At 71.6% G+C, this 13,405-nt stretch carries 8 protein-coding genes; 5 read left to right on the plus strand and 3 right to left on the minus strand.

Features of this window, described 5'->3' with window-relative positions:
• Window positions 1–124 precede the first annotated feature (124 nt).
• Both ACWEFB_RS24425 and ACWEFB_RS24430 read left to right on the plus strand, forming a co-directional pair.
• On the plus strand, window positions 125–2,221 hold the full coding sequence (locus ACWEFB_RS24425; RefSeq protein WP_452288942.1) for an APC family permease: 2,097 nt from the start codon (window positions 125–127) through the stop codon (window positions 2,219–2,221).
• The gene (locus ACWEFB_RS24430) at window positions 2,218–3,534 is read left to right on the plus strand and encodes a class I SAM-dependent RNA methyltransferase (RefSeq protein WP_452288944.1); all 1,317 of its coding nucleotides are present in this window, start codon (window positions 2,218–2,220) and stop codon (window positions 3,532–3,534) included. The genes ACWEFB_RS24425 and ACWEFB_RS24430 overlap by 4 nt, the downstream gene beginning before the upstream one ends.
• A 16-nt stretch (window positions 3,535–3,550) precedes the next feature.
• On the opposite strand, the gene ACWEFB_RS24435 is transcribed toward ACWEFB_RS24430, so the two are convergent.
• Window positions 3,551–3,790, minus strand: coding sequence for a hypothetical protein (locus ACWEFB_RS24435; protein WP_452288946.1), 240 nt, complete (start codon window positions 3,788–3,790; stop codon window positions 3,551–3,553).
• A gap of 226 nt (window positions 3,791–4,016) precedes the next feature.
• Between ACWEFB_RS24435 and dxs the strand changes: the two genes are divergently transcribed.
• A complete protein-coding gene (dxs, locus tag ACWEFB_RS24440; RefSeq protein ID WP_452288948.1) occupies window positions 4,017–6,008 on the plus strand; it encodes a 1-deoxy-D-xylulose-5-phosphate synthase in 1,992 nt (663 codons plus the stop codon).
• Window positions 6,009–6,140: 132 nt separating this feature from the next.
• Here the strand turns inward: dxs and ACWEFB_RS24445 are convergent, their stop codons facing one another.
• Complete coding sequence (locus tag ACWEFB_RS24445) at window positions 6,141–7,331, minus strand: hypothetical protein (protein ID WP_452288950.1); 1,191 nt, start codon at window positions 7,329–7,331, stop codon at window positions 6,141–6,143.
• Window positions 7,332–7,588: 257 nt separating this feature from the next.
• Here ACWEFB_RS24445 and ACWEFB_RS24450 point away from each other — a divergent pair, with 257 nt between their 5' ends.
• The gene (locus ACWEFB_RS24450; protein ID WP_452289116.1) at window positions 7,589–9,487 is read left to right on the plus strand and encodes a hypothetical protein; all 1,899 of its coding nucleotides are present in this window, start codon (window positions 7,589–7,591) and stop codon (window positions 9,485–9,487) included.
• Between the two features lie 52 nt (window positions 9,488–9,539).
• Entirely contained in the window at window positions 9,540–11,423 is a 1,884-nt protein-coding gene (locus ACWEFB_RS24455; RefSeq protein WP_452288952.1) for a hypothetical protein, read from the plus strand.
• Window positions 11,424–11,441: 18 nt separating this feature from the next.
• Here the strand turns inward: ACWEFB_RS24455 and ACWEFB_RS24460 are convergent, their stop codons facing one another.
• Window positions 11,442–13,283, minus strand: coding sequence for a hypothetical protein (locus tag ACWEFB_RS24460; protein WP_452289118.1), 1,842 nt, complete (start codon window positions 13,281–13,283; stop codon window positions 11,442–11,444).
• Window positions 13,284–13,405: the final 122 nt, after the last annotated feature.

A 13,405-nucleotide genomic window follows, 5' to 3' on the forward strand; every position in this document is an offset into this window, starting at 1 on the left:
GACTGCAAAGAGCGTGCCATGCCGGGGGCAGCTCACGCCGCCCGACCGTACCGGTTCCCGGCCGGGGACGGTTGATCAGCCACCGGATGTCGATGGGCTGGTCCCGGTCGTACTCTTACCGGTTGTGGCCAGTCCCACCTCTCTGATGAAGCGGCTGCTGCTCGGTCGACCGTTCCGGTCCGACAAGCTGCAGCACACCCTCCTACCCAAGCGCATCGCACTGCCCGTCTTCGCCTCCGACGCGCTCTCGAGCGTGGCGTACGCGCCGGACGAGATCCTGCTTACTCTGTCGATCGCCGGCGCCTCGGCGTTCGTCTTCTCGCCGTGGGTGGCGCTGGCCGTTGTTGTGGTCATGCTCACCGTGGTGGCGAGTTACCGGCAGAATGTGCACGCCTATCCGTCGGGTGGGGGCGACTACGAGGTGGCCACGGTCAACCTGGGCCCGAAGTTCGGGGTGGGGGTGGCCAGCGCGCTGCTGGTCGACTACGTCCTGACCGTCGCGGTGTCGGTTTCCTCCGGGGTGGCCAACCTGGGCTCGGTGGTCCCGTTCGTGGCCACCCACAAGGTCGGCGTCGCGGTGGCGGCGGTGGTGATCCTGACCGCGATCAACCTGCGCGGGCTGCGGGAGTCGGGGACCGCCTTCGCGATCCCGACCTACGGCTTCATGATCGTGATCCTCGGGATGGTGCTCACCGGCCTGGTCCGGATCTTCGTGCTCGGTGACGACCTGCAGGCGCCCAGCGCCGGGTTGCAGATCCAGGCCGAACACAGCGTGACCGGATTCGCCCTGGTCTTCCTGCTGCTGCGTACGTTCTCCTCGGGTGCCGCGGCGCTGACCGGGGTGGAGGCGATCTCCAACGGCGTACCGGCGTTCAAGCCGCCGAAGAGCAAGAACGCGGCGTCCACGCTGCTGCTGCTCGGGGTCGTCGCGATCACCATGCTGGTCGGCATCGTCTGGCTGGCCCACCTGACCCACCTGCAGTTCGTCGAGGACCCGGCCCGGCAGATCATCGGCGGGCCCGAGGGGTACGTGCAGAAGACGGTCACCACCCAGCTCGGCGAGACGGTCTTCGGCAGCGGTTCGTTCCTGCTCTACATCGTCGCCGGGGTGACCGCGCTGATCCTGTTCCTGGCCGCCAACACCGCCTTCAACGGGTTCCCGGTGCTCGGCTCGATCCTGGCCCAGGACCGGTACCTGCCCCGGCAACTGCACACCCGGGGCGACCGGCTGGCCTTCTCCAACGGCATCGTCTTCCTCTCCATCGCCGCGATCGTGCTGATCGTCGGGTTCCAGGCCGAGATCACCCGGCTGATCCAGCTCTACATCGTCGGCGTCTTCGTCTCCTTCACCCTGTCCCAGGCCGGCATGATCAGGCACTGGAACCGGCTCCTGCGGGTGGAGCGGGATCCGGAACGGCGTCGGAAGATGATGCGGTCCCGGGGGATCAACGGCTTCGGGATGGGGCTGACCGGCGTCGTACTGGTGATCGTGCTGATCACCAAGTTCCTGCTCGGCGCCTGGATCGCGATCGCCGCGATGGCCGTGATCTACCTGCTGATGCTGGGCATCCGCAAGCACTACGACACCGTCGCGGCCGAGCTGACCCCGGCCGAGGGCCGGCCCATGCTGCCCGCCCGCAACCACGCCATCGTGCTGGTCAGCAAGGTGCACCAACCCACCCTGCGGGCGGTCGCGTACGCTCAGGCGACCCGACCGGACACGCTGACCGCGGTCACGGTCAACGTCGACGAGAAGGACACCCGAGCGATCCAGGCCGAGTGGGAGCGCCGCGAGGTGCCGGTGCCGCTGACCGTGATCGACTCGCCGTACCGGGAGATCACCCGGCCGATCCTCGACTTCGTCGCCTCGGTGCGCCGCGACGCACCGCGCGACGTGGTCACCGTCTTCATTCCCGAGTACGTCGTCGGCCGATGGTGGGAGAACCTGTTGCACAACCAGAGCGCGTTGCGGCTCAAGGGCCGCCTGCTCTACGAGCCCGGCGTGATGGTGACCAGCGTGCCCTGGCAGTTGGCCTCGTCGGCGACCAAGGACCTGGACCGTTACGACGCCACGCTCAGCCGTGGGCCCGCCCGTGGCCCGCGCGGCGCCAGCATGGGCGGTGGCGGCACCGGAGCCGGCCTGCTCACCCCGGCCCCGCCACAGCCACCCCCGGCCGCCCCGACGCAGACCGACCCCGACCCGACGGCGCGGCCCCGATGAGCCGGGCCGAGGCGCCGACGGGCGTACGGACCGAGCAGACCGAGCCGACCCCGGCCGACACCCCGCCGGGCGGGACCCGGCCGGAGGCGGGATCGGGTCCGGGTGAGGCCGAGCTGGTCGAGCTGACCATCGACGCGGTCGCCCCCGGTGGGCACTGTGTGGCCCGGCTCGACGGGCAGATCGTCTTCGTCCGGCACGCGCTCCCCGGCGAGCGGGTGATCGCCGAGATCACCGAGGTGAACCGGGGGTACCTGCGGGCCGACGCGGTGACCGTCCTGGAACCGTCGGCGCAGCGGGTCACCCCGCCGTGCCCGTACGCCGGTCCGAACCTCTGCGGCGGCTGCGACCTGCAACACGTCGCGCCGAGCGCGCAGCTCGACTGGAAGGCCGACGTCGTACGCGAGCAGTTGCGCCGGCTCGGCCGACTCACCCCGGAGGAGGTCGACAGCCTCGGGGTACGGATCGAACCGCTGCCCGGAGGTCCGCTCGGCTGGCGCTCCCGGGTCCGGTACGCGGTCGACGCCGCCGGCCGGGCCGGTCTGCTCAAGCACCGCTCGCACGAGGTGGTCCCGGTGGACCGGTGCCTGATCGCGCACCCGGCGATCCAGTCACTGCCGGTGCTCTCGGCCGACGGACAGCGGTGGCCCACCGCCGAGGCGGTGGAGACGGTCGCCTCCACCGGTGGTGACGTCGCCGTCCAGCTCGTCGTGGACGGCACCCCGGTCACCGAGCGGGGTCCGGAGAAGGTCCGGGAGCTGGCCGCCGGACGGGAGTGGCAACTGCCGCCGGACGCGTTCTGGCAGGTCCATCCGGCTGCCGCGAAGACACTGGTCGGTGCGGTACTGGAGTTGCTGGAGCCGCGTACCGGGGAACGGGCCTGGGACCTCTACGGCGGGGCGGGACTGTTCGCCGCCGCGCTGGCCGACCGGGTCGGTCCGACCGGGCGGGTGACCATGGTCGAGGCGGCGCCGTCGGGGGTCGAGGCGGCCCGGGAGAACCTGGGTGACCTCGGTCAGGTCGAGGTGGTGTCGGCGAAGGTGGAGACCGCACTGGCCCGCCGCCGGATCACCGGACCGGTGGACCTGGTGGTGCTGGATCCGCCGCGTACCGGCGCCGGCGCGGACGTGGTCCGGGCGCTGACCGGCACCGGAGCGCGGGCGATCGCGTACGTGGCCTGCGACCCGGCCGCCTTCGCCCGCGACGTACGGGTCTTCGCCGAGGCGGGGTGGCGGCTGGTCGCGTTGCGCGGGTACGACATGTTCCCGATGACGCAGCACGTCGAGTGTGTGGGGCTGTTCACCCCGGCTGCATAACGCTGGTCACGGTGGGTCAGAGCAGGCCGTGCGCCAGAGCGCGTCGTGTGGCGGCGGCCTGCCGGTCCGGCCGGCCCTGGGTCCGGTCCTTCAGACGGATCCAGAGGATGATCAGCAGGAGTAGGGGGAGGAAAGGAAGGCCGATCAGGAGGACGACGAGCAGGCCCAGGAGCTGGCCGGTGGCGTACCCCCCGGATTTCTGGGGGTGTCGGACGTCCCTGCCCGATCGGTTGCGATGGGTACCACGAGGCAACATACGGAACACCTCAAGACGAGGAGGTTGTTACCGCCATATTAACGTCGCCACCCCTCGGAGCACCCGGTTCGTTACCGTCCGGAGTTGTCGATGATCCGCCAGAATCGGTTGCCTGATCGGCGTACGAGCTGAGCCGGATGTCAGCAGGCCCGCCCCTCGGACGAATAACGACGCACGATTCCGGCCCGGGCTGCACTCGCCCCCGGGGCCGATAGACTCTCCGGTCATGAGAGTTGAAGAGGGTGCGGCCAACCCGGGCCGGCTGCTGGCTACCGTCCGCGGCCCCCAGGACGTCAAGCGGATGTCGGCCGAGGAACTCGACCTGCTCGCCGCCGAGATCCGGGACTTCCTGGTCGCCAAGGTGTCCCGCACCGGTGGCCATCTCGGCCCCAACCTCGGTGTGGTCGAGCTGACCCTCGCCATGCACCGGGTCTTCGACTCGCCCCGCGACCGGTTCCTGTTCGACACCGGACACCAGGCGTACGTGCACAAGATGGTGACCGGGCGGCAGGACGGGTTCGACAAGCTCCGCCAGCGCGGTGGGCTCTCCGGCTACCCGAGCCAGGCCGAGAGCGAGCACGACCTGATCGAGAACTCGCACGCCTCGACCGCACTCTCCTACGCGGACGGGCTGGCCAAGGCCTACGCCCTGCGCGGTGAACGCCGCGACGTGGTCGCGGTGGTCGGCGACGGCGCGCTCACCGGGGGCATGTGCTGGGAGGCGCTGAACAACATCGCCGCCGCCCGCAACCCACTGGTCATCGTGGTCAACGACAACGGCCGGTCGTACGCGCCCACCATCGGCGGCCTGGCCGACCACCTCTCCACGCTGCGGCTCAACCCCGGCTACGAGCGGGTGCTCGACGTGGTGAAGGACGCCCTCGGCTCGACGCCCCTGGTCGGCCGTCCAATGTACGAGGTGCTGCACGCGGTCAAGAAGGGCATCAAGGACGCGGTCACGCCGCAGGCGATGTTCGAGGACCTCGGCATCAAGTACATCGGCCCGGTCGACGGGCACGACGTGGCCGCGGTCGAGTCGGCCCTGCGCCGGGCCCGGGGCTTCGGCGGGCCGGTCATCGTCCACGCGGTCACCCGCAAGGGCTACGGCTACCGGCCGGCCGAAGAGGACGAGGCCGACTGCTTCCACAGCCCGAGCACCTTCGACGTGGCGACCGGCAAGGCGCTCGCCGCGCCGTCGGTGAAGTGGACCCACGTCTTCGCCGACGAGCTGGTCGCGATCGCCGACGAGCGGCCGGACATCGTCGGCATCACCGCCGCCATGGCCGAGCCGACCGGGATCGCCTCGCTGGCCCGGAAGTACCCCGAGCGGGTGTACGACGTGGGCATCGCCGAGCAGCACGCGGCCACCTCGGCGGCCGGGCTCGCGTTCGGTGGCCTGCACCCGGTGGTAGCGGTCTACGCGACCTTCCTCAACCGGGCCTTCGACCAGGTCCTGCTCGACGTGGCCATGCACAAGCTGCCGATCACCTTCGTGCTGGACCGGGCCGGCATCACCGGACCGGACGGGCCGAGCCACTACGGCATCTGGGACATGTCCGTCTTCGGGGTGGTGCCCGGCCTGCGGATCGCCGCCCCCCGCGACGCCGCCACGCTCCGCGCGGAGCTGCGCGAGGCGGTCGCCGTGGACGACGGCCCGACCATCGTGCGCTTCCCGACCGGTTCGATCGCCAAGGACCTGCCGGCGGTTCGCCGGGTCGGCACGGTGGACGTACTCGCCGAGTCGGCGCGCAAGGACGTCCTGCTGGTCGCCGTGGGCTCGTTCGCACAGCTCGGCCTCGATGTGGCGGCCCGGGTGGCCGAGCAGGGCTACGGGGTCACCGTGGTCGACCCGCGCTGGGTCCGCCCGATCCCCGAGGACCTGGTCACGCTCGCCGGTTCGCACCGGCTGGTGGTGACCGTCGAGGACGGCGTACGCGCCGGTGGTGTCGGTGACGCGCTGGCCAAGGCGATGCGCGACGCGGACCTGCTGGTGCCGCTGCGCGACCTCGGTGTGCCGTCGGTGTTCCAGCCGCACGGCACCCGGGCGCAGATCCTCGCCGACCTGGGCCTGACCGCCCAGGACGTGGCCCGTGACGTCACCGGCTGGGTGTCCCGCCTCGACGCGCCGATCGAGCCGGTCGAGGTTCGGATTCCCGCCGGAAACGGGGACCGCCCGGCCACCGGGGAACGGGCCAAGGGCCGCAACGGCCGGGCCTGACCCGCGAACGACTCCACCGCCGGTGGGGATGACCGGTCACCGGTTGTCCCCACCGGCGGTTCGTGTCTCTGCGCTGGTGCCGCGTGCTGCCGACCGACCGCCCTCGTACCCGATTGCCGGGACGCCGAGTGTCTACCGGCCGCCCATCTGGCGCTGGTAGGACTTGTCCGCGGTGGTGAGGGTGAACGTCACCCGGGTGGCCGGTTTCTCGACCACGGCCAGGCCGGGCCGGTCCACCAGGCGGGTCACGCCCGCCGGTATGGCCAGGTTGGTCTCCGAGTTGGCCCGCCAGACCAGGACCACCAGGTTCCGGTCCGGGGTGGGCAGCTCGTACGCCTGCAACGGGTTCACCCGGTCCGCCTCGGAGGCCACCGGTGCCCCCTGGGCCGGCCGCAGGACGACCGCGTTCATCATGCCCGCGTCGGTGTGCCAGGAGAGCTGGTCGAGTCGGCCGGCTTTCTCCGAACCGAACCGGACCTGCCCGAGCGGCTTCGTGGCGACCCGGTCGGCCGGCCAGGACGTCGGCACCGAGCCGAGGTGGACCCGGTCGTGGATCTGGCGCGGAACACTGCCGAACGGACCCGTCAAAGTGGCCAGCGAACAGGTGTCCAGCCCTTCCAGGGCACTCAACCCGGACCCGGACTCGTCGACCACCAGCGGGTAACGCGGCCCGGCGATCCCGGTGCCGAGGTCGATCAGCCGGTCGTTCGCCTTGCCCTGCGGCAGCGACTCGGTGCTGCGCAGCCGGGCGGTGATCGGCACCGCACCGCAGCGCGGTACGGCCACCGGTGCGCTGACCCCGTCGGTCACCGTCAACGGCTTGCCGTCCGGGCCGAGCAGCCGCTCCACCCGGGTCGAGGTCAGGTACCGGCGCCCCTCCGGCACCACGACCGGCAGCACGTCGGAGTAGATCAGGTAGCCCGGGTCGGAGTAGTCGACGGCGTTGGTGACCTCGAACTCGGCGCCCCGCCCGGTGAGCTGGAGCAGCCAGGAGGCGGCGTCGCCCGGCACGTCCGCGGCGACCAGGGCCACCGGCGGGCCGCCGTCGAGCTGCCCGAGCCAGAGGATGCCGGACGAGGAGACGTGCACCCGGTCGTCGACCGGGGAACGCCAGTCCGTCACCGCCCGGGTGACCGCGGCCGTCGCCTGTGGATCGCCGGTCAGCCCGCCCCGGGCCGGCCAGACCTCCAGCGAGCCGTCGCGGGAGTCGGCACCGACGCGGAGCGGATCGGACGGCTCCACCGTGCTCGGGCCGCAACCGGTGATGAGCAGTGCCGATGCCAGCACCGTGGCCAACACGCCGCCACGACGGACCGAACCCACCTGAAAGCCCCCGATCCCGTTGGCGTGCGGAAGCCACATCCTACGAGATCTCGGGCGGGGCTCGGGCGTCACCTGGCAAAGCCGTCCCAGCTTTTGGCGGCCCACGCGTGCCGTCCGGATCTCGTTGCGCAATCCCGTACGTGCCGTCCGATACGTCCGTGACGCTCCGGTAGACTCCGCCGACTGTGACGCTTGCCGAGCCACGTCTCGAAACCACACCGGATCCGGAGGCACCCGGGTCCGGTGGGCCCGCTGCCATTGACCCGACCGGTGAGCAGGGCCCGGTTTCCGTCGATGCGGACGGTGGAGCCGTCGAGGCGGACGGCACCACCGCCGGTACGACACCGACGCCACCGCCCTCCGGTTCGGACCGGGGCACCGCGGACCGCTCCGGCAACCCGGGTACGCCCGTGCGCCGCTGGCCGACCCGCCGCCGTGACCTGCTGGTCTTCGGCGCGTTCCTGCTCGCCGCGTTCTGGGTGACCAGCCAGATCTGGCTCGATCCGGCCGGTAGGGTGGCGTCGCTCTACAGCAGCGACCCGGCCCAGGTGCAGTTCTTCCTGGCCCACTCCGTACGGGTGGTGTTGCACGGCGAATACCCGTTCTTCACCGACCGGCTGAACTATCCTGACGGGGTCAACCTGATGGCGAACACCGCCATCCTCGGGCTGGGCATTCCGATGATCCCGGTGACACTGCTGTTCGGGCCGGCGGTGTCCTTCGTGGTCCTGGTGACGCTCGGCCTCGCCGGCACCGCCTCGGCCTGGTACTTCGTCCTGTCGCGGTACGTCGTCCGCAACCCGATCGCGGCGATCGTCGGCGGCTGGTTCTGCGGGTTCTCCCCGGCGCTGCTGTCACACGCCAGTTGGCACCCGAACATCATCTCCCAGTTCCTGCTGCCGTTCATCGTCTGGCGGGTCATCCTGCTCACCCGCTCCACCCGGGTCGTACGCGACGGCATCATCCTCGCGCTGCTGGTCAGCTACCAGGCGTTCATCAACGAGGAGATCCTGCTCTTCACCGCCCTGGCCTGCGGCGTCTTCCTGGCCGCCGTGGTGGCGCAGCAGCCCGGCCGGTTCCGTACCGCCTGGCGACCGCTGGCCGGTGGGCTGGCGGTCTGCGCGGTGCTCGCGGTCGCCCTGCTGGCGTACCCGCTCTACGTGCAGTTCGCCGGGCGGCAGGCGTACCACGGGCTCAGCGACGCGGTCCGCGACTACGGCAACGACCTGGCCGCGTTCGTCAGCCCCGGTTCGCCGACCCTCGGTGGCAACGAGCGGGCCAACGCCAACCTGGCACCGAACTACTCGGAGGAGAACGCGTTCTTCGGCTGGGGCCTGGCCCTGCTCACCGTGGGCATCGTGATCTGGCTGCGGCGCGAGGTGATCGTACGGGCGCTCGCCTTCACCGGGCTGCTCTTCGCCATCCTGTCGCTGGGTGAGCGGGTCTCCTACTGGAACCGGGACCTGTTCTGGGGTCCGTGGGAGTGGCTGGTCAAGCTGCCGCTGCTCGACGCGGTGGTGCCGACCCGGTTCGGTCTGATCACGACCGTGGTGATCGGCATCCTGCTCGCCCTGGCCGTCGACCGGGCCTGGTCCCTGGAGAGCGTCGACCGCCGGATCCGCCGGGTCGGTGTGGTCACCGCGCTGGCCGTCGTCCTGCTCCCGCTCATCCCGCTGCCGCTGAAGATGACCTCCCGACCGGCCGTACCGCACTTCATCTCGTCCGGGCACTGGCGGCAGTTCGTCGGCCCGGACCAGTCCCTGGTGCCGGTACCGGTGCCGGCGATGGGACACACCAACGGGATGCGCTGGGCCGCCTCGACCAACCTCGACTTCAAGATTCCCGGGGGTTACTTCCTGGCCCCGCGCAACGGGAACACCGGCGATCCGGGTCGCTTCGGTGGCCGGCCGAGCGGGGTCAGCGAACTGCTGGACCAGGTTTCGACCACCGGCCGGGTGCTCACCCTGACCGACCGCGAGCGGCGCCGCTCGATGGACGAACTCCGGCACTGGCAGGCGGCGATCCTGGTGCTCCCGGTCCGGGAGAAGAACGCCGAACCGCTGCGCCGGACCGTGGAGCAGATCGTCGGCCCCGGCCGGCGGGTGGACGACGTCTGGTTGTGGGACATCCGTACCCTGACCGCCCCGAGTAGCTGATGCGGCGGACCGGAGCCGGCCGGGCCGGCGGCGGAACACCGGTACCGGTCGGATGAATCCGACCGGGGGAGCGGAACCGGCCCGGACCGCGGTGGTCACCGCGGGTGCGGACACCTCTCCCGGTACGCCGGACGGCAGCACCCCACCGGCCGGCTCGCCCCCGTCGGCGGTACGGCGTCTGCGTACCCGGATCGTCGCCGGGTGGCGCGGCCGTCCGTGGCTGGTCGACCTGGCGGTGGTGGCGGGATACCTGCTCGCCGGCGGTTACCTCACCGCCCGGCTCTGGCTGCACCCGGACCACAACACCCGGGCCGGCAACGACCAGGTGCTCTTCGAGTGGATGCTGGCCCGCGCCGCGCACGCGGTGACCCACCTGGAGAACCCGCTGCACAGCACCGCGCTCAACGCCCCCGACGGGGTCAACCTGATGGCCAACACGTCGGTGCTCGGCCTGGGCGTCCCACTCACCCCGGTGACCCTGCTGCTCGGGTCGCACACCGCGTTCCTGCTGGCCATCGTCGGCTCGCTGGCCGGCACCGCCGCCGCCTGGTACCTCTTCCTGTCCCGCCGGCTGGTCCGGTCCCGGTTCGCCGCCGCCGTCGGCGGGCTGCTCTGCGGGTTCGCCCCCGGCATGGTCTCCCAGGCCACCGGCCACCTGCACATGATCTCGCAGTTCCTGGTCCCGGCGATCCTCGCGGTGGTGTTCGCCCCGGCGACCGACCGGGCGCTCCGGCGCGGTGTGCTGCTCGGGCTCCTCGTCGCCTACCAGGTGTTCCTCGGCGAGGAGGTGCTCGTTTTCCTGGTCCTGGCCTGCGGCCTGTTCACGGTCGCGTACGCGGCGGCGAGCCCGGCCACCGTACGCCGGATCGGCCGGGCCTTCCTCGGCCGGCTCGGGATCGGTGCGCTGGTCGCGGCGGTGCTGCTGGCGTACCCGCTCTGGTTCCAGTTCCTCGGTCCGGGCCACTACCAGGGGCTGCCCTTCGACCCCGGCGGGTACGCCCTCGACATCAACTCGTTCACCGCGTCCGCCCGCCAGTCGCTGACCGGGCACGACTCCGTACCGGGGCTGCTGTCGCCGAACCCGACCGAGGAGAACTCGTTCTTCGGGCTGCCGCTGCTCGTCCTCTGTGCCGTGGTGGTGGTCTGGCTGTGGCGCCGGCCGCTGGTGAAGGCGCTCGCGGTCGGGGTGGTGGTCTTCGCCGTACTGTCGCTGGGTGACGAGATCCGGCTGGACGGCCGGCCGACCGGGCTGACCGGGCCGTACCGGCTGCTCGCCGAGCTGCCGCTGATCGACCTGGCGGTGCCGGCCCGGTTCCCGCTGATCTGCCTGCCGATGCTGGCGGTCCTGCTCGCGTTGGCCACCGACGAGGTCTTCCGCCGGGGTCCGGCCGCCCGGACCGGGGGGCTCCCGGTCCGGTTGATCTGGGCCGGGGCGCTGCTCGCCGTGGCGCTGCCGGTGGCGCCGCTCCCGCTGCGTACGGTGCCGACCTGGCCGGTGCCGGAGTTCGTGGCCACCGGCGAGTGGCGGTCCTACGTCCCGCCGGGGCGCACCATCGTGCCGGTGCCACCGACCCGGGGCGGTGAGGCGACCGCCGGCATGTACTGGTCGGCCCGGACCGGATTGGCGTTCACCGCGCCGGGCGGCTACTTCATCGGGCCGATGAGCCCCGACGACCGGCGGGCCCGGTGGGGTGCGCCGGACCGGCCGACCGCGGTGCTGCTCGACCGGGTCGCGTTCACCGGCGAGGTGCCCCCGATCGGCGACGAGCAGCGGCGGCAGGCGATCGAGGACCTGCGGTACTGGCGGGCCGCCGTGGTGGTTCAGGGCGGCCTGCACCGGGGCGGCCCGGTCAAGGAGACCGTGGACCTGCTGCTGGGACCGGGCCGGATGATCTCCGGGGCCTGGGTCTGGGACGTCCGCGCCCAGGTTCCGTAGCCGGCCCGGTCCGGCGGGTCAGCCGACCAGGGCGCGTACGTCCCAGAGCCAGACGTCGTCGACCCGCTGGGGTGGCCCGATCAGTGCGGTCATCAGGCCGCGCAGCGCGTCCACCTTCGGGTGGTCGCCGAGCACCACCACCGAGGCACGCCAGAACCGCAGGTCCTCGACGGCACGGGCCCGCTGCTCCGGGGTGATGTCGGGGACCTGGCCGGTGTCGATCGTGACGTACATCAGCATGGCGGTGGGGAGGGTGGTGGCGCCGAACACGCCCTGCCCCTCCGCGTTCGGGCCGATGAAGTAGCCGCCCGGCACGGGGAACTCGTGCTCGGTCAGCGCGCTCCACCGCAGCGTCGACAGGCCGTGCACGTTGCTGGGCACGGGCACCGGCACCAGGGTGCGTCCGGCCGGCACGTACGGCTTCCACTCGTCACTGGTGATGAAGTGCGGCGGCGGGTCGATGTGCATCGCGGGCAGGGGCTTGGGCACCAGCGGCAGCAGCGCGAGCGCGATCGCGGCGTACGCCAGGATCCTGACCCTGCGCCGCTGCGGCCCGTCGCCGGCGGCGGTGGTCGCGACCGCGTCCCAGGCCAGCGCGATCAGCACCCCCACCACGGCGGCGACGACCAGGCTCAGCCGGGTCGGCATCATCATCTCGACCAGCGGAAGGTCGTCCGGGATGAAGCTCCACGGGCCCCGGACCTCGGTCTCGACCCCACCGACCCGGACGAACGGCCCGATCGAGGCGACGCCGAAGACCAGGGCGAGTACGGCGGCCGTCCGCGCCGCCAGCGAGGTGCGCCAGAGCAGCACGATCACCAGGAGGGCGAGACCGACGAGCGGCCAGCCGAACCAGGTGTTCTGCTCGGTCATGCCGATGGTCTTCTCCACCGCCTCGGAGCCGGCGATGGTGTCCCGGGAGTAGGTGACGAACGCGGACAGGTCCTCGCCCCAATTGTGGAAGATCCCGCCCTGCAGCCCCCGGTAGGACTGGGGACCGTTGAACTGGTACCAGATCGGGTAGCCGGCGAGCAGCAGGGCGAGCGCCCCGCCGACGCCCATCGAGAGCAGGAACGGCACCGCCCGGGCGCGTACCTCGGACCACCGCTGCACCGCGTACGCGGCCACGACCACCAGCAGGGCGAGCGCCGTGAGCAGCAGCATCTCCTCGTTGATGAAGATCTGGTACGCGACCAGCAGCCCCAGCACCAGCCCGTTGCGCAGCCAGCGGCCGGGTTCGCCGAGGCGCAGCACCCGGACCACGATGATCGGCAGCAGGAAGTTCGAGACGAAGTTCGGCTGGCCGTTGGCGTGGTGCACGATCCCCGGCGCGAAGCCGAGGAACGCCCCGCCGACGAACGCGGCACCGCGCGAGGTGACCAGGTGCCGGGAGAGCATCCAGTACGAGGTGCCGGCGGTGGCCGCGAGCGCCCCGCCCAGGTAGATCGCGTACGTGACCTGCGGCCCGAACAGCATGGTCAGCGGGGCCAGCGGCAGGCTGATGCCGAGCACCGAGGTGTTCGCCATCATGTTGACCCCGTCCGGGGCGTTCTGCCGGGCCGAGAAGAGCGGGTTCTCCCAGTGCCGGACCGAGTAGGCGCCGTGTGAGAGCAGCCACTCGAACCAGCTGTGGTCCGTCGGCAGGTGCGACGACACCCGGTACTGGATGTCCACCCAGTAGTTGGCGCAGACCACCACCCCGAGCAGGACGTATGCCCCGATGGCGAGCACGTCGGCGCGGGCCGGCTTCCGGTACGGTCGGCGTACGCGCGGTTGGTCGGAGGCCGCCGGTGCGGGGGCGTCGTCCGACCCGGTGCGTGCCTCCGACGCGGGATCCGTGTCCGAATTGTTATTTACTATCGGGATTGCCACGACGCGACATCGTACAGGCGGGCGCCGGGGCGAGTCGGGCCAGCCGGTTGAGAATGGACTCGCGGGCCCCCGGTCCGACCGCCGGTACGACAACCGCTCCGGACGGCAAC

The organism is Micromonospora sp. NPDC004704 (assembly GCF_053601675.1).

Excerpts from the sequence above, each read along its gene's own strand:
- ACWEFB_RS24455 (WP_452288952.1), top strand. The coding sequence starts at position 9,540 with ATGAATCCGACCGGGGGAGCGGAACCGGCCCGGACCGCGGTGGTCACC.
- ACWEFB_RS24430 (WP_452288944.1), top strand. The coding sequence starts at position 2,218 with ATGAGCCGGGCCGAGGCGCCGACGGGCGTACGGACCGAGCAGACCGAG.
- dxs (WP_452288948.1), top strand. The coding sequence starts at position 4,017 with ATGAGAGTTGAAGAGGGTGCGGCCAACCCGGGCCGGCTGCTGGCTACC.
- ACWEFB_RS24435 (WP_452288946.1), bottom strand. The coding sequence starts at position 3,790 with ATGTTGCCTCGTGGTACCCATCGCAACCGATCGGGCAGGGACGTCCGA.